The following is a 16,676-nucleotide window of genomic DNA, read 5'->3' on the forward strand; positions in this document are numbered from 1 at the left end:
CCAAGTTCGGACAAAATCTCGTGTCGATGAGGAAAAGCTGTCCGAAGTAGGCCCAAGTTCGGACAAAAATTGGTGTGGAAGAGGAAAAATTGTCCGAAGTAGATCCAAGTTCGGACAAAACTTCGTGTGGAAGAGGAAAAGTTGTCCGAATCTCTTCAAGAACCAATAATTACAAGATTTCTTAGCTTATATGAGATATTTTCTTTTGTTTTGATTAACTTTTTTCTAAAAAGTGAAAAATAATAGGAAATCATGCGTAAATAGATATGATATGCTATTATTTTGTTAGAATCAGACAAGCCATAAAGGAGCTAAGGAATTCAATGAAAAGAAGAACAGCACGAGAAAAGGCTTTACAAGCCTTATTCCAGATTGATATAAGCAAGGTGGAAGTTTCAGACGCGATTGAGCATGTGCTTGAAGAAGAAGCCGGAGATGAGTATCTGAACAAGCTTGTGAACGGCACTGTCCAGCACCAGCAGGAAATTGATGAGGAGATCAAGGTGTACCTGGAAAAGTGGTCCCTCGACCGACTAGCAGCTGTTGACCGGAATCTTCTTCGTCTGGCCGTTTACGAATTGAAGTATTGCAACGAAGAGGTACCGATGAATGTCGTTCTTGATGAAGCGATCGAAATTGCTAAATTATATGGGGATGACCAATCAAGCCGATTTATTAATGGTGTTCTGTCTAAAGTAAAGCAGAACATTTCCTAAACCATTGGAAGCAGGCAGGTTGGACCTTCCCTGAACAAATAGGGGGAGTAAGTATGGCTGCTATTATTATTGATGGAAAAGAAATTGCCAAAAAGAAAAAACTAGAAATCGCCGACCAGGTCCAGGAGCTGAAAAAACAGGGAGTAACTCCAGGCCTGGCAGTGATTCTTGTCGGTGATAACCAGGCATCGAGAACGTATGTCAACAGTAAGCAAAAAACGGCAAGAGAACTTGGTATGCATAATGACCTGATTGAGTATCCTGTCTCCATTACTGAGCAAGAGCTACTGGCAAAAATAGACGAACTCAACAAGGATGAAGATATTCACGGGATTTTAGTGCAGCTTCCGCTTCCAAAGCATATTAGTGAAAAGAACCTGATTGAAGCTATTTCTCCTGAAAAAGATGTTGATGGCTTCCATCCAATCAATATCGGCAGGATGATGACTGGGCAGGATGCTTTTTTACCTTGCACGCCGTATGGTGTAATGGTCATGATGAAGGAGATAGAGATGGATCTTTCCGGCAAGCATGTGGTCGTGGTTGGCAGGAGCAATATTGTCGGAAAACCAGCAGGCCAGCTTTTCTTGAACGAAAATGCAACCGTTACATATTGTCACTCGAGGACAAAAGACTTAAAGGAACATACGAAACAGGCAGATGTAATCGTAGCCGCAGTCGGGAAAGCGGACTTGATCACAGCTGACCATATCAAGCCAGGCGCTGTGGTCATCGATGTTGGCATGAACCGCAATGACATGGGCAAGCTCTGCGGTGATGTAGCCTATGATGAAGTCAAAGAAAAAGCCGGGTATATTACTCCCGTGCCTGGCGGGGTTGGCCCAATGACCATCGCCATGTTGATGTACAACACTCTGAAGTCTGCAAAGAACCATATGAATAGACTTCAAAACTCAAATTTATAAGGCGTGATTCTGTCCATATCTGTTATAAGTTAGAAACTGAAAATCCACTTATGTTAAGTGACGAATCGGGATTCTAAATTTATAATGGATATGGGCAGTTTTTTTGATTTTCAAGATAGCATGGACTTTTAGAACAGTCTAGCTTCAGCGCCTAGCCCCTCGAGTCACTTGTCTAACTGCGGCTCCTAACTCCTTGAGACGCTTCGGTCCTGCCAATGAAGTCAAAGAACGACTTCACTGACAGACCCTCCAGCGCTTGTCGGAGTTGGGCAGTCGGCTATATTTTTCGATTTCGGTCCCGCCAATGAAGTCAAAGAACGACTTCACTGACAGACCCTCCAGCGCTTGTCAGAGTTGGGCAGTCGGCTATATTTTTCGATTTCGGTCCTGCCAATGAAGTCAAAGAACGACTTCACTGACAGACCCTCTGAGGTACAGGATGTGCAGCCCCGCCAGCACACGATGTGGCGTTTTAGGCGGGCAGTGCTTGTCGGGTCTGCCCAAGGCGCTTACACTTTTCTAATTAATAGTCCCGCAAAAGGAGTTTGTGAATGGATAATCAGCGTTATCTAACCATCAACGCGTTAACCAAATACATAAAGCGAAAATTCGATGCAGACCCGCATCTTCAGGGCGTTTATATTAAAGGAGAAATCTCCAACTTCAAAAGGCATTCGAGCGGCCATATGTATTTTACTCTCAAGGATGAGAAAGCCAGAATCCTTGCTGTCATGTTCGCTGGTGCTGCCCGATCCATGAAATTCAAGCCAGAAAATGGCATGAAAGTCCTGGTCAGAGGAGATATCTCAGTTTACGAAGGCAGTGGCCAGTACCAGGTTTACATTAAAGAAATGAAAACCGATGGAGTGGGTGACTTATTTGTCGCTTATGAGCAGCTGAAGAAGAAGCTTGAACAGGAAGGCCTTTTTTCACCGAAATACAAGCAGCCTATTCCGAAATATCCAAAAGCTGTCGGCATTGTTACTTCGCCAACGGGGGCAGCAATCCGCGATATATTAACGACAATCAAGAGAAGATACCCCATTACTAAGGTGCTTATTTTCCCTGCCCTGGTACAGGGAGACCAGGGAGGACCTTCCATCGTGAGGGCAATCGAGAAGGCGAATGAAAGGGCAGACATTGATGTTCTGATCATTGGACGCGGAGGCGGATCGATTGAGGAACTCTGGAACTTCAATGAGGAAACCGTTGCAAGAGCGATTTTTGCCTCGAAAATCCCAATTATTTCGGCAGTGGGCCATGAAACAGACTTCACCATCGCTGATTTCGTAGCAGATATGAGAGCTCCGACGCCAACTGGTGCGGCTGAATTGGCTGTCCCTCATATCCAGGAACTGGTCGAAAGGGTAATGAACAGGGAAACCAGACTGATGAGGGCGATGAGGGAAAAAGTGTTCTTCCAGCAGGAGCGCTACCAGCGGTTGATCAGATCTTACGCTTTCCGCTATCCAAGGAAGCTGTATGAGCAAAAGCTTGAACAAGTCGACAAGCTGACAGAATCGCTGACCCGGGGCGCCGGGAAACTATATGCTTCAAAAGGTGATGCTCTTGTTCGGCTGAAGAGAAGATTGGATCGAAGCCACCCAGAAGAATTGCGGAAGCTTTCTGCTGAAAGACACCTGAGGAGTACAAGAGCTTTAAACCGGGCCATGACCGCCGTCTTGTCTGAGAAGCGGAAAGAGTTCAACGGTATAGTTTCAACCCTTGAAGCGTTAAGTCCGCTGAAAATCATGGACCGAGGCTATAGCCTGGCATACACAGACGAAGGGGAACTGATCAAGACAGTCACCCAGGTAAAACCCGAACGGAAAATAAACGTAAAGCTTTCTGATGGAAGCATTCAATGTATCGTGACAGATATCGAGGAGAGTGAGAACGATGGCAGATGAAAAAAAATTAAGTTTTGAACAGGCAATGGACCAACTGGAAAGCATTGTTGAGAAGCTGGAAGAGGGCGATGTGCCTTTGGAAGAAGCGATCTCTTTTTATAAAGAAGGAATGGAATTATCCAAGCTTTGCCATGATAAGCTAAAGAATGTGGAAGAACAGCTAGCCCAGATCATTACAGAAGATGGACGGACTGAAGGTTTCTCCATAAACGAGGAGGAATAGTATTGCATACTGTTTCACTTGACTCTTTTACCATAAAATATAAAACTCTCGTCGAGGAACGGTTAAGGGGGGCGGTTGGTGCCCTTGAAACGCCGGAGAATCTTGCGAAGGCGATGCTATATTCTCTGGAGGCTGGAGGAAAACGGATTCGACCGCTGCTGGTATTCGCTGTAATCGATGCATTTGGAAAAGACCCGCAAAATGGAGTTGATGCTGCCGCGGCGGTCGAAATGGTCCATACGTATTCGTTGATACATGATGACCTGCCGAGCATGGACGATGATGATCTAAGAAGGGGAAAGCCGACGAACCATAAAGTATTCGGTGAAGCGACTGCCATCCTTGCAGGGGATGCTCTTTTGACATTAAGTTTCAACATCCTGGCAGAAATTCCTGAGGAATCGGCATCAGCTAATGTTAAACTGGCATTGATCAAGGGATTATCTGTTGCTGCAGGTGCTGCTGGTATGGTGGGTGGACAGGCAGCAGATATGGAAGGGGAAAATAAGAGGCTCTCACTTGAGCAGCTTGAATATATCCATATTAATAAAACAGGAAGACTACTGGAATACAGTATCATTGCAGGTGCAGAAATAGCCGGGGCAACTGCCAGGCAAAAGGAAATACTGTCAAAGTTCGCCTACCATATTGGCCTTGCATTCCAAATACGTGATGATATCCTCGACCTTGAGGGAAGTGAGGAAATGATCGGCAAGCCGGTAGGGAGCGATACAGCAAATGAGAAAAGCACGTACCCTGCGTTGCTTGGAATAGCTGGAGCGAAAGAAGCACTGGACCACCACTTGCGGAGCGCGAAAGAGTCCCTCGGCAAAAGCGGACTTGAAATTGGAATCCTTGAACAGATCACTGATTTAATCGGACTGCGTAATCATTAGAGCAGTCGTTGAGAATAGTTCGATAGTGTGCTATAATTGGCTGTTAGCACGGTAGTGTTGACAGCTTTTTTTACATAAGGCTGTTTACGCATCGATGGACATTTCGAGCATATACATTTCTCCTTGTTATTAGAGGGACCAGGACTCTTAACGCGGAGGCTTCTGAACCGGAATGAAACTTCTTATACCCGTTCAGTATGCGAAAAGGACATTACATAAATAAGCATATTTCCATGTATAGCTTGAAAACCATTCTTTACTTAATATATGTTATTACTAACAACTTTTTTAGTTATGGGATAAAAAGTGCGGAATAATAAGTCAGAAATGAAAGTGAGTGGTCCGAAATGGATCTTTTATCAATAAAAGACCCTTCCTTCTTGAAAAATCTTTCGACTAAGGAATTGGAAGAGTTAAGCGGGGAGATTCGGCAGTTTTTGATTGAAAAGTTATCAGTTACGGGTGGACACATTGGACCTAACCTCGGGGTTGTTGAATTGACGATAGCCCTCCATAAGTGTTTTGACAGCCCGAAGGATAAATTTCTTTGGGATGTTGGGCACCAATCATACGTACATAAAATCCTGACTGGAAGAGCGTGTCAGTTTGACACGCTTAGGCAGCATAAAGGGTTGTGCGGTTTTCCAAAGATGGTTGAGAGTGAGCATGATGTCTGGGAAACAGGACATAGTTCAACTTCTCTTTCTGCTGGTATGGGGATGGCAATAGCCCGTGATTTGAAGGGCGAAAACTCCCACATCGTTCCGATTATCGGTGATGGTGCCCTAACCGGAGGCATGGCTTTAGAGGCCTTAAATCATATCGGGCATGAAAAAAAGAAGTTAATTGTCATTTTGAATGACAATGAAATGTCGATTGCACCTAATGTGGGCGCATTGCATAGTGTTCTCGGCCGCCTTCGTACAGCCGGTAAGTACCATTGGGTTAAAGATGAACTCGAATATCTGTTAAAAAAGGTACCTGCTATTGGCGGTCAACTCGCGGCGACTGCTGAAAGAATAAAAGACAGCTTAAAGTATCTTTTTGTATCAGGAATCTTTTTCGAGGAATTAGGGTTTACTTATCTTGGGCCAGTAGATGGACATGATTATGATGACCTGTTTGAAAACCTTGCATATGCAAAAAAACAGGAAGGACCTGTATTATTGCATGTCATTACGAAAAAGGGCAAAGGGTATAACCCGGCTGAAAACGATAAAATTGGCACATGGCATGGAACCGGACCTTATAAGATGGAAACCGGCGATTTTGTAAAGCCTGAATCCTCACCACCAGCCTGGAGTAAGCTGGTTAGTGAGACAGTAAGGAAAATCGCGAGGACAGATGAACGAATTGTGGCTGTGACACCGGCGATGCCTGTCGGTTCGAAGCTTGAGGGCTTTGCCAGTGAATTCCCTGACCGGATGATTGATGTCGGGATTGCTGAGCAGCATGCGGCGACTTTTGCAGCCGGTCTGGCGACGCAAAATATGAAGCCGTTCCTGGCGATCTATTCAACCTTCCTGCAGCGCGCATATGACCAGGTGGTCCACGATATTTGCCGCCAGAACTTAAATGTGTTCATTGGTATTGACCGCGCCGGACTTGTAGGCGCTGACGGGGAGACACACCAGGGTGTATTTGACATTGCCTTTTTAAGGCACTTGCCTAATATGGTATTGATGATGCCAAAGGATGAAAATGAAGGACAACATATGGTATACACCGCAATAAAATATGATGAGGGCCCGATTGCCATGCGTTATCCTCGAGGCAATGGCCTAGGTGTACCGATGGATGAAGAGCTGAAAGAAATTCCTATTGGTACCTGGGAAGTGCTTCGTGAAGGTGAAGACGCAGCTATCCTGACATTCGGCACAACTATTCCAATGGCAATGGAAGCAGCAGAAATGCTTGCAAGGCAGGGCGTATCAGTAAAAGTAGTCAATACCCGCTTTATCAAGCCTCTCGACGAAGAGATGCTTCTGGGCATTCTGAATAAAAATATGCCGATCCTGACAATCGAGGAAGCCGTCCTACAGGGTGGATTTGGAAGCTTCGTTCTCGAGACGTCGCATGACCTGGGCTACCAGCATGTAGAGATAGACAGGATGGGAATACCGGATCAATTCATTGAGCATGGCAGTGTCGATAAGCTTCTCGAGGAAATTGGAATGACAACAGAAGATGTCGTCTTGCGGATGCAAAAGCTTGCGAGACAGAAACAAAAAAGGGCGTAGCAAATGAAAATCAAAAAGGAAAGATTAGATGTACTGCTTGTTGAACGCGGCCTTGCGGAGACAAGGGAGAAAGCCAAACGGACAATCATGGCAGGACTCGTCTACACGAATGAAAATCGGCTGGACAAACCGGGTGAAAAGGTTAGCAGTGACATTCCTCTGACTGTAAAGGGCAATGTTCTCCCATATGTGAGCCGTGGAGGACTGAAGCTTGAAAAGGCATTAAAGGTTTTTGACCTTGATGTTCAAGGAAAAACACTGCTGGATATTGGTGCTTCGACCGGCGGCTTTACCGATTGTGCCCTACAAAACGGAGCTGAGATGAGCTATGCTTTGGATGTTGGCTACAATCAGCTTGCCTGGAAGCTGCGTCAGGATGAACGTGTCGTCGTGATGGAGCGAACAAATTTCCGTTATGTGAAACCGGAGGATCTCATTAAGGGGATGCCGAATTTCGCGAGCATAGATGTATCTTTCATATCCCTTCGTCTTATTTTACCTGTGCTCAAAACGCTGTTGACAACCGGCAGCGATATCGTCGCTCTGGTAAAGCCACAATTTGAGGCGGGAAGAGAACAGGTCGGTAAAAAAGGAATCGTACGTGACAGGAAAGTTCATGAACAAGTCCTGGACAGGATTATTTCTTTTTCGATTGAAGAGGGCTATGATGTGATCGATTTGAGCTTCTCGCCAATTACTGGCGGAGATGGCAATATTGAATTTCTTCTTCATCTGCAGTGGAACGGAACCGAAGAGCAAAAAGGGAAACTGTTGCTGAAGTCGCATCCTGAAGCAGTCGTGACTGAAGCGCATAATGAACTAAAATCAAAGCAAACTAGCGAAGAAGAATAGGCTTACTAAGCCTGTTCTTTTTTGTGTATTTTAAACCGATTGGGTTGTGTGATTGTTTTAATGTAATCGTACCAATAACATTCTGGGCCAGACTAGGGTTAAATGAATTACTCCTTAAAACAGTTCACCACTTCGTCAATTCCGCCGATAACTTTTGCCGAAAGTCCACGAATGATTGTACATTCTGCCGAAATCGGCTAACATATGAGTATATGAATGTTTCGGATATATCCAGGGGTGATATTAATGAATAAAGGACAGCGACATATAAAAATCCGCGAACTGATTGCGAGCAAGGATATCGAGACGCAGGATGAACTGGTGGACCGGCTGAAAGCTGCCGGTTTTAATGTTACACAGGCAACGGTTTCCCGTGACATCAAGGAGCTCCATCTTGTAAAGGTTCCTTTGATCGATGGCAGATACAAATACAGCCTCCCGGCAGACCAGCGTTTCAATCCATTGCAAAAACTAAAAAGGTCATTAATGGATGCTTTTATCCGGATCGATCAGGCAGGCCATCTTTTGGTGATGAAAACCTTGCCTGGAAATGCCAATGCGATCGGGGCATTGATTGATAATCTCGATTGGGAAGATATTCTTGGCACGATTTGTGGGGACGATACCATCTTGATTATTTGCCGTACTCCAGAGGATACTGAGCAAGTCACAAATCGTTTTCTCGATATGCTGTAAATGAGGTGACGTTTGCTTGTTAAATGAATTATCGATTCGAAACTTTGCCATTATTGAATCATTATCCGTTTCTTTTAATAAAGGACTAACCGTACTAACCGGAGAGACAGGCGCAGGGAAATCCATTATCATCGATGCCATCCACCTGCTTGTAGGCGGGAGGGGCTCGGCCGAATTCGTCCGTCATGGTGAAGATAAGGCTGAAATAGAAGGTTTGTTCCATCTTGAAGGGGAAAATCATCCGAGTTATGCGAAGGCATCTGAGTTTGGCATTGAAATTGATGATGCCATGATTGTATTGAGAAGAGATATATCAGCGAGTGGGAAAAGTGTTTGCCGGATCAACGGCAAGCTTGTTACGATTGCTGTCTTGCGTGAGGTGGGCTCAACTTTGATTGATATTCATGGCCAGCATGAGCATCAGGAATTGATGGATGAGACGAAGCATATCACTCTTCTTGATCAATTCGGAGCAGATGAAATCCTGCCTGCGCTTCAGGAATATCAGCACGTCTTTCGATCTTTTGAACAAACACAGAAAAAGCTGAAGAGCTTGAGCGAAAATGAACAGCAAATGGCCCACAGACTTGATTTGATCCAATTCCAGCATGATGAAATCCTTACGGCCGACCTGAAAATCAACGAGGATGAGGAGCTTTTTGAAGAGAAGCGCAAGCTTAGCAACTTCGAAAAGATTTATGAGAGTATCCAGACCAGTTATACCGCATTGCAAGGTGAGCAAAAGGGCCTTGATTGGGTTGCTCTGGTCATGGACAATCTTCAGAATGCAGCAGAATTGGACCCTGAGTATAAGAATGTTGCTGACACAGTAGCGAACAGTTTTTATATGCTTGAAGATGCTGCAAGGACGATCAGGAATGAACTGGATTCTCTTGAACATGACCCTCAGCGCTTGAATGAAATTGAAGACAGGCTGAACGAAATAAATCAGTTGAAACGGAAATACGGAAGTACGATAGAAGAAATCCTGGAGTATTCCTCGAAAATCGAGGAAGAAATCGAGACGCTTCAAAATAAAGAAGTACATATTGGCCAGATGGAAAAGGAACTAGTATCACTTAAGAAGGATTTGCGCATCGAGGCCAATAACTTGACTCAAACTCGCAGGAAATATGCTAAGAAACTTACAAAATTAATCCATAAAGAATTAAAAGAGCTGTATATGGAGAAGACAGTATTCGACCTGAGAATTGACTCCGATACAGACCATTTTCATAAAAGCGGCGCAGATAGGGTTGAATTTTATATCTCAACAAATCCGGGCGAACCTTTGAAGCCTTTGTCAAAGATTGCTTCCGGCGGAGAACTTTCACGTATCATGCTCGCGCTGAAAAGTATTTTCTCAAAACATCAGGGTGTAACCTCAATCATTTTCGATGAAGTGGACACAGGAGTCAGCGGCCGCGTGGCTCAATCGATTGCGGAAAAAATCTACAATGTCTCGACGGGATCTCAGGTTCTTTGCATTTCTCATTTGCCTCAAGTTGCCGCGATGGCAGATACTCATCTGTATATTGCAAAGGTGATAAAGAATGGAAGGACCAAAACATCTGTCACTCCACTGTCTCCATCTGAGAAGGTAAAGGAGATCGTCAGAATGATTTCAGGGGTCGAAGTTACAGACCTGACGAAACAGCATGCTGAAGAGTTGCTGAGGCTTGCACAGAATATGAAGGCTGTAACATGAAAAGCTATCCATAAAGGGTAGCTTTTTTATTTTTATACAGGTTATAAATGCGGGGAGTCGAGGCAAAATTAAAGATGTAGCCATTTCGATGTGTGTGGACTAGAAGCGAGGAGAGTGAAATGAATTGAAGAAAGATTTTCTCAGAAAATTTATTGGTGGAATTCTCCTTGTTTCATTAATTGCTTTAGGATTTGCAAAACCAGTACAAGAATATTTGTCTATTCCAGGAGATATAACGTTATTCGAGGGGCAAAAGCTTGATTTCCAGGCAAATGCAATCCAGGTTACTGCTCTGGTAAAAGACTCAAGCATCGGAGTGAACCAACAAGGTGAAACTTTGACGCTTGAGGCCAAAAGGCATGGGAAGGATGAAATGGTCCTTGAATTAGCGGGCTTCCCTGTTAAAAAAGTCGATGTCAATGTCCTGAAGGATTTTAAGGTCAGGCCAGGGGGTCAATCTATAGGAGTAAAATTAAATACGGTAGGTGTCCTTGTGGTCGGACATCACCAAGTGCAGGCTGATGAAGGTAGAGTATCGCCAGGTGAAAAAGCTGGCATTAAAAAAGGTGATATTATCACTGAAATCAATGGACAGCAGATTGAAAAAATGGCAGATGTCGGCCCGTTTGTAAAACAAGCGGGAGAAAACGGCAAGCCGTTGGATGTTGTAATCAAAAGGGAAAATGAAAAAGTCAAAACCAAACTCCAGCCAGAAAAAGATGTGAATGAAAACACATATAAGCTTGGGTTATATATACGCGATTCAGCTGCAGGAATCGGAACGATGACATTTTATCACCCGCAGTCCAAAAAATATGGAGCACTCGGACACGTCATTTCTGACATGGACACGAAAAAACCGATCGTCGTTGGGGATGGCCAAATTGTGAGATCAACTGTTACTTCGATCGAAAAAGGCGGGAAAGGTAACCCGGGGGAAAAGCTGGCTCGCTTTTCATCAGACCGGGAAGTTATTGGGAACATCAAAAGAAACAGTCCTTTTGGGATCTTTGGTGAACTGAACAAGGATATTTCAAATGGGGTATTTGATAAGCCTCTGCCTATAGCTCTTTCTCATCAAGTAAAAGAAGGTCCGGCGAAAATCCTGACGGTTGTGAATAATGATGAAGTGAACCTTTTTGATATAGAAATCGTCAGCACCATCCCTCAAAAGTTTCCAGCAACAAAGGGCATGGTGATTAAGATAACCGACCCTGAGTTATTGGAAAAGACAGGTGGAATTGTCCAGGGGATGAGCGGAAGTCCAATTATCCAGGGTGACAAGCTAGTGGGCGCAGTAACTCACGTCTTCGTAAATGACCCAACAAGCGGTTATGGAGTTCATATAGAGTGGATGCTGAATGAAGCGGGCATCGACATATACGAAAAACCAAGAGAGCAGGCAAGTTAATACAGGAATTCGGCGGCTGCTAATAGCCGCCTTTTTCTTTGTTTATTATAACGCAGGGTGCATGACGGACAAAAACGGCATGATAAACATGCAAAAGTGTTCATCATCACCGGCATGACGGACAAAACTCCATGGTAATCCTGAAAAAGTGTCCATCATCAGCTGCTATGTTGAGGGACAGCAATCATTACAACTGGGGTAAGCTTTCGTCTAAGAGGTTCACAATCAGCTCTGAGGAAAGTGAAGTGCCTGAACGGAAATCAGCACAAACCAATCTTGAAACCCTGAATAAGAAGATTATTCGACAAAATCACCAACCCTTTTTTGTCAACTGGCGAAATAAGTCGAAAAATAAAGGAAAATGAAGCATTTATAAGAAAATATTACTTTTTTAAGAAAAAATTAAAAATAAGAGGAATTTCTGTTGCATTGTCGAATTAGTCATTTAGAATAGAATTTAGAGAAGATAATATTTGTGATCATAATTGGATTGAGGAGGAACCAAGTAGTGAACAAAATAAAAGTATGCGTCGTTGATGACAACAGAGAATTAGTAGGTCTTCTTGAAGAATATATTTCTTCACAGGATGATATGGAAATTGTAGGGGTTGCCCATAATGGCCAGGAATGCTTAGAGATGCTGGAAGATACAGATCCAGATGTTTTGCTTTTAGATATTATTATGCCGCACCTTGACGGGCTGGCGGTCCTGGAAAGGCTTCGTGATATGAAGAAGGGAATCATACCGAATGTTATCATGCTGACAGCATTTGGCCAGGAAGATGTAACAAAGAACGCAGTAGAGTTAGGGGCGTCCTATTTCATTCTAAAGCCTTTCGATATGGAGCATCTGGCAGGTCATATCCGCCAGGTAAGCGGCAAGGCAAAGTCAGTAGCCCGAAAACCATCTTCATCAATCAATTACGGCAGATCAAATACGGAACAAAAGCCTAAAAACCTTGATGCAAGCATTACAAGCATCATCCATGAAATTGGCGTTCCTGCCCATATTAAAGGCTATATGTATTTGCGTGAGGCCATTTCCATGGTTTATAACGATATTGAACTTCTTGGATCGATCACAAAAGTCCTCTATCCTGATATCGCCAAGAAATTCAATACAACGGCAAGCCGTGTAGAACGTGCCATCCGCCATGCGATTGAGGTTGCGTGGAGCAGAGGAAATATCGATTCCATTTCCTCGTTGTTTGGGTATACTGTTTCAATGTCGAAGGCAAAGCCGACAAATTCGGAATTCATCGCGATGGTCGCTGACAAGCTGCGTCTTGAACATAAAGCGTCTTGAAAGAGTTAGGCATTATTTAGCTATTTATTCATAACATTTTAGAATAAACATCTTGCTTTATCACGGTTTTGCCGTACTAAAGTAAGATGTTTTTATATGCTTGAAATTTGGTTAAACCTGTGTATGCATATTATCATGAATATGTACAAAGGATGCTCTGCTACTTCACAAGGGTGCGTCTATTAAAAAACGCCTTGAAGGCGTTTTGAGATTTACTTTTCTTTCTCTTTTTCAAGTTCCGTTAACTTTTGAATAAGGATATGCTGGGGCATATGCATGATTTGTTCAATAGGTACACCGAGTTTTTCGGAAAGCTTAACAGCGGTTTCTGCAGAAACATGTAATGGTCTCATTGTTTTTACCTCCAAATTTAAAAAGATAGGTGTGATGGTTTATGACTCTAATTTTAGCACATCGCGGCTATGCAGCAGAATATCCAGAAAACACGATGCTTGCTTTTAAAGAAGCTGAAAGAGCGGGTGCAGATGGCTTGGAGCTCGATGTCCAAATGACTAGGGACGGTGAGCTGGTCGTGATTCATGATGAAAAGCTAGATCGGACTACCGATGGAACTGGACTGGTAATGGATTATAATTTTGGGGATTTAAGAAAGCTGGATGCCCGTTTCAAATTCAAGGAATCAGCAAAAAAAGAACAGATTCCTTCCTTGGCTGAAGTCCTGGAATGGTTATCGGGTACCGGCATGGTATGCAATATTGAATTGAAAAACAGCATAATTCCTTATGAAGGTATGGAAGAAAAGGTCATAAATATGGTTAGGGAGTATGATTTATCAGACAGGATTATCATTTCCTCCTTCAATCATTACAGCATTGTCCACAGCTATTTACTAGCTCCTGAGATTGAAATCGCACCCTTGCTTTCTGAGGGCCTATATATGCCTTGGATTTACGCACAGTCAATCAAGGCGAAAGGCTTTCATCCTCACTGGCGGGCTGCGCCTGATCAAATCGTCAAGGCTTCACTTGAGAGCGGGATTGAAGTTAGACCATATACGGTAAATAAAGAGACAGAGCTGGAAAGGTTGTTCATTGTGAATTGCAGTGCGCTCATAACAGACGATCCAGCAAAAGCAAAAAGAGTTAAAGAGAAAATAAAACAGGCCTGATAAATATCAAGGCCTGTTTTGCTTTTTATTGCTATCAGGAATTCTAAAAAATGCCTGGACTTTATTTCTTTTTCGATCACGATGCAGGATAAATCCAGCGATGAATCCCAGTCCAGCCAGGAAGAAAAGAAGTCCCGCAAGGAATTGGAGCCATAAAAATGGGAAAGGTGCCTGCAAAATTCCAAACACCATGTCGCGCATCAGTTTTACCCCTAAAGCAGCAATGACGCCTGGTATCAACATAATGATTAATGCTAAGATCCTGATCATTTGGTTTCCCCTCGTTATTTGTCCTCATCTAAAAAGTATACTGAACCCCGTGTTTTTCCGCAATATAAGATGCTCGTAGTCAATTATCTGCAGAAGAGTTAGAAAACAAAGAAATTTGTCAGCGCATTCAAAAAGAATTACAATAATAGTGAAAGATTTTGCAGACTTTAAATTTGTTCCATGAAATATTTTTCCAGATATGTGGTGGATATTATGCAAAGAGTAATGATTGTAGGAGCGGGTAAGGGTGGAACGGCCATTCTTGACATTTTTAAGCAGACTGCAGAAGTGGTTGCAGTGGTGGATATCAATCCTGATGCTCCAGGGATTATCGCAGCGCAAAATGAAGGCATTCAAACCGGGACAGACTGGCATAAGTATATGTCTGATCAGTTGGATATTATCATTGAAGTGACCGGTGAAGAGGAGGTCTTCAAGGAATTAAGAGATGCTCGCGGTAAAAACACTGTGCTGATACCGGGTAGTGTCGCATTCCTCTTGGCCACCCTTTTAGAAGAAAAAGAAGAACTGATAAAAACTCTCAGAAAAATTACATATGAACACAACTTGATATTTAATTCTTCTGGTGATGGCATGGTTGTCATCAACACAGAAGGAATTGTAACGTTGTTCAACAAAAGCGCAGAAAAAATAATAGGAACAACAAGTGAAGATGCAGAAGGCAAACATGTCTCCGAAATCATACCAACCAGCAAGCTTCCAAGAGTTCTTAACACAAGGAAGATAGAAGCGAATCAGGAATTATTGCTTCCGAATGGGTCTAAAATCATCACGACAAGGATACCGATCATAGATGAAAATGACCAACTGATTGGAGCATTCTCTGTTTTTAAGGATATAACTGAAGTTGTGAATCTTGCGGAAGAGATAACGAATTTAAAAGAAATCCAAACAATGCTTCAGGCCATCATAAACTCCAGCGATGAGGCCATTTCTGTGGTAGATGAGGATGGCCGGGGAATCCTGATCAATCCTGCTTATACCAGGATAACCGGACTTAAGGAAGAGGAAGTAATCGGGCAGCCTGCCACCGCGGACATATCTGAAGGTGAGAGCATGCATATGAAGGTGCTCAAGACGAGAAGACCGGTCCGGGGTACAGCGATGCGGGTTGGACCCAATAAAAAAGAGGTTGTTGTCAATGTTGCACCTATCATAGTAGATGGGAAGCTAAAGGGAAGCGTTGGGGTTATCCATGATATGTCTGAGATCCAGAGCTTAAACCGGGAGCTGACACGAGCAAGGCAGATTATTAGGACGCTTGAAGCGAAATACTCGTTCGAGGATATTATCGGCCAATCAGAGGAGATGACGATTCCGATTGAACAGGCAAAGCTAGGTGCAAAAACTCCTGCGACTGTCCTCCTTCGCGGGGAGTCAGGAACAGGTAAGGAGTTATTTGCCCATGCGATTCACAATGCCAGCGACCGGAAGTTCAACAAATTCATACGGGTAAACTGCGCAGCAATTTCAGAATCACTGCTCGAAAGCGAACTCTTCGGCTATGAAGAAGGAGCATTTTCAGGTGCCAAACGCGGCGGGAAACGGGGGTTCTTCGAGGAAGCCAATAACGGCAGTATCTTCCTTGATGAAATAGGTGAATTGCCTGCCAATACCCAGGCTAAACTGCTCAGGGTTTTGCAGGAGAGAGAGATTGTCCGGGTTGGAGGAACGAAGCCGGTACCAATCAATGTCAGGGTCATAGCTGCAACGAATATGAACCTCGAAAAGGCGATTGCGAATGGCAGTTTTAGAGAAGACTTATATTATCGTCTGAACAGGATGCCGATTCATATCCCTCCTCTGAAAAGAAGGAAGGAAGACATACCGCTCCTCTGCGAAAGATTGATTCAAAAAATCAATCAAGATTATGGCCGTAACGTTGAAGGAGTTTCCGAGGAAGCAATTAAAAGGCTGATGGCGTATGATTGGCCCGGAAATGTCAGGGAACTCGAAAATGTTCTTGGCCGTGCCATCATATTTTTGAGCTACAGCGAAACCATTATCCGATTGGAGCATTTACCTGATTTGCAGAACAGTCAGGTGAAGGAAAAGGATGATCACATTGGCCAAGCTGTCCCCGCTGAAACTCTTGCATTCCAGTTAGAAAAGTATGAGGCTAAGGTAATCAAGTCAACTCTCAAGGCTGTGAATGGAAATAAAACAGCTGCGGCCAAAGTATTAGGAGTATCGGTCAGGAATTTATATTATAAGCTAGAAAAATATAATATTGAAGCAAATAGCATGCAATAATTTTCATACCATGCAATTTATTGCATAATATTTTTCGGCAAAAGTAAAGCGTTTTCAAGTATTTAAGTTGGCACAGTTCTTGCATATATAATTAGTGGTGATGCGAGAAGATCAGAAAG

General features: G+C 43.5%; 15 protein-coding genes. 13 read left to right on the plus strand and 2 right to left on the minus strand.

Annotated elements, in window-relative coordinates; genetic code table 11:
• Positions 1 to 323 precede the first annotated feature (323 nt).
• The 11 genes from nusB to spo0A all read left to right on the plus strand — a co-directional run bounded on the left by nusB (position 324) and on the right by spo0A (position 12,884).
• On the plus strand, positions 324 to 716 hold the full coding sequence (gene nusB, locus J7E37_RS19850; RefSeq protein WP_215026596.1) for a transcription antitermination factor NusB: 393 nt from the start codon (positions 324 to 326) through the stop codon (positions 714 to 716).
• Between the two features lie 53 nt (positions 717 to 769).
• A complete protein-coding gene (gene folD / locus J7E37_RS19855; RefSeq protein WP_215026597.1) occupies positions 770 to 1,642 on the plus strand; it encodes a bifunctional methylenetetrahydrofolate dehydrogenase/methenyltetrahydrofolate cyclohydrolase FolD in 873 nt (290 codons plus the stop codon).
• Between the two features lie 551 nt (positions 1,643 to 2,193).
• The gene (gene xseA, locus J7E37_RS19860; RefSeq protein ID WP_215026599.1) at positions 2,194 to 3,552 is read left to right on the plus strand and encodes an exodeoxyribonuclease VII large subunit; all 1,359 of its coding nucleotides are present in this window, start codon (positions 2,194 to 2,196) and stop codon (positions 3,550 to 3,552) included.
• Entirely contained in the window at positions 3,542 to 3,775 is a 234-nt protein-coding gene (locus tag J7E37_RS19865) for an exodeoxyribonuclease VII small subunit (RefSeq protein WP_167831504.1), read from the plus strand. Before xseA ends, J7E37_RS19865 begins: the two co-directional genes overlap by 11 nt.
• Before the next feature lie 2 nt (positions 3,776 to 3,777).
• Positions 3,778 to 4,671, plus strand: coding sequence for a polyprenyl synthetase family protein (locus J7E37_RS19870; RefSeq protein ID WP_214778423.1), 894 nt, complete (start codon positions 3,778 to 3,780; stop codon positions 4,669 to 4,671).
• A 347-nt stretch (positions 4,672 to 5,018) separates the two neighbouring features.
• Positions 5,019 to 6,911, plus strand: a complete 1,893-nt coding sequence (gene dxs, locus J7E37_RS19875; protein ID WP_215026601.1) for a 1-deoxy-D-xylulose-5-phosphate synthase — start codon at positions 5,019 to 5,021, stop codon at positions 6,909 to 6,911.
• Positions 6,912 to 6,914: 3 nt separating this feature from the next.
• On the plus strand, positions 6,915 to 7,763 hold the full coding sequence (locus J7E37_RS19880; RefSeq protein ID WP_215026603.1) for a TlyA family RNA methyltransferase: 849 nt from the start codon (positions 6,915 to 6,917) through the stop codon (positions 7,761 to 7,763).
• Positions 7,764 to 8,009: 246 nt separating this feature from the next.
• Positions 8,010 to 8,459, plus strand: a complete 450-nt coding sequence (ahrC, locus tag J7E37_RS19885; protein WP_215026605.1) for a transcriptional regulator AhrC/ArgR — start codon at positions 8,010 to 8,012, stop codon at positions 8,457 to 8,459.
• A 16-nt stretch (positions 8,460 to 8,475) separates the two neighbouring features.
• Complete coding sequence (gene recN, locus J7E37_RS19890; RefSeq protein WP_215026609.1) at positions 8,476 to 10,167, plus strand: DNA repair protein RecN; 1,692 nt, start codon at positions 8,476 to 8,478, stop codon at positions 10,165 to 10,167.
• 124 nt (positions 10,168 to 10,291) lie between these two features.
• A complete protein-coding gene (gene spoIVB, locus J7E37_RS19895) occupies positions 10,292 to 11,578 on the plus strand; it encodes a SpoIVB peptidase (protein WP_215026612.1) in 1,287 nt (428 codons plus the stop codon).
• A gap of 508 nt (positions 11,579 to 12,086) precedes the next feature.
• A complete protein-coding gene (gene spo0A / locus J7E37_RS19900) occupies positions 12,087 to 12,884 on the plus strand; it encodes a sporulation transcription factor Spo0A (protein WP_214778433.1) in 798 nt (265 codons plus the stop codon).
• Between the two features lie 212 nt (positions 12,885 to 13,096).
• Here spo0A and J7E37_RS19905 read toward each other — a convergent pair whose 3' ends face one another.
• Positions 13,097 to 13,237, minus strand: coding sequence for a YycC family protein (locus tag J7E37_RS19905; RefSeq protein WP_215026616.1), 141 nt, complete (start codon positions 13,235 to 13,237; stop codon positions 13,097 to 13,099).
• Between the two features lie 41 nt (positions 13,238 to 13,278).
• Here J7E37_RS19905 and J7E37_RS19910 point away from each other — a divergent pair, with 41 nt between their 5' ends.
• Positions 13,279 to 14,013, plus strand: a complete 735-nt coding sequence (locus J7E37_RS19910; RefSeq protein ID WP_214778435.1) for a glycerophosphodiester phosphodiesterase — start codon at positions 13,279 to 13,281, stop codon at positions 14,011 to 14,013.
• Positions 14,014 to 14,019: 6 nt separating this feature from the next.
• Here the strand turns inward: J7E37_RS19910 and J7E37_RS19915 are convergent, their stop codons facing one another.
• Positions 14,020 to 14,283, minus strand: a complete 264-nt coding sequence (locus J7E37_RS19915; RefSeq protein WP_214778437.1) for a DUF2627 domain-containing protein — start codon at positions 14,281 to 14,283, stop codon at positions 14,020 to 14,022.
• A 213-nt stretch (positions 14,284 to 14,496) separates the two neighbouring features.
• On the opposite strand from J7E37_RS19915, the gene J7E37_RS19920 reads away from it, so the two are divergent.
• Positions 14,497 to 16,557 (plus strand): sigma 54-interacting transcriptional regulator, encoded by a 2,061-nt coding sequence (locus J7E37_RS19920; RefSeq protein WP_214778439.1) that lies wholly within the window; start codon positions 14,497 to 14,499, stop codon positions 16,555 to 16,557.
• Positions 16,558 to 16,676 lie beyond the last annotated feature (119 nt).

This window comes from Bacillus sp. ISL-39 (assembly GCF_018613295.1).
Classification (GTDB): domain Bacteria; phylum Bacillota; class Bacilli; order Bacillales; family Cytobacillaceae; genus Mesobacillus.

Excerpts from the sequence above, each read along its gene's own strand:
- J7E37_RS19920 (WP_214778439.1), top strand. The coding sequence starts at position 14,497 with ATGCAAAGAGTAATGATTGTAGGAGCGGGTAAGGGTGGAACGGCCATT.
- J7E37_RS19865 (WP_167831504.1), top strand. The coding sequence starts at position 3,542 with ATGGCAGATGAAAAAAAATTAAGTTTTGAACAGGCAATGGACCAACTG.
- dxs (WP_215026601.1), top strand. The coding sequence starts at position 5,019 with ATGGATCTTTTATCAATAAAAGACCCTTCCTTCTTGAAAAATCTTTCG.
- J7E37_RS19905 (WP_215026616.1), bottom strand. The coding sequence starts at position 13,237 with ATGAGACCATTACATGTTTCTGCAGAAACCGCTGTTAAGCTTTCCGAA.
- J7E37_RS19880 (WP_215026603.1), top strand. The coding sequence starts at position 6,915 with ATGAAAATCAAAAAGGAAAGATTAGATGTACTGCTTGTTGAACGCGGC.
- ahrC (WP_215026605.1), top strand. The coding sequence starts at position 8,010 with ATGAATAAAGGACAGCGACATATAAAAATCCGCGAACTGATTGCGAGC.
- J7E37_RS19915 (WP_214778437.1), bottom strand. The coding sequence starts at position 14,283 with ATGATCAGGATCTTAGCATTAATCATTATGTTGATACCAGGCGTCATT.
- folD (WP_215026597.1), top strand. The coding sequence starts at position 770 with ATGGCTGCTATTATTATTGATGGAAAAGAAATTGCCAAAAAGAAAAAA.
- J7E37_RS19910 (WP_214778435.1), top strand. The coding sequence starts at position 13,279 with ATGACTCTAATTTTAGCACATCGCGGCTATGCAGCAGAATATCCAGAA.
- nusB (WP_215026596.1), top strand. The coding sequence starts at position 324 with ATGAAAAGAAGAACAGCACGAGAAAAGGCTTTACAAGCCTTATTCCAG.
- xseA (WP_215026599.1), top strand. The coding sequence starts at position 2,194 with ATGGATAATCAGCGTTATCTAACCATCAACGCGTTAACCAAATACATA.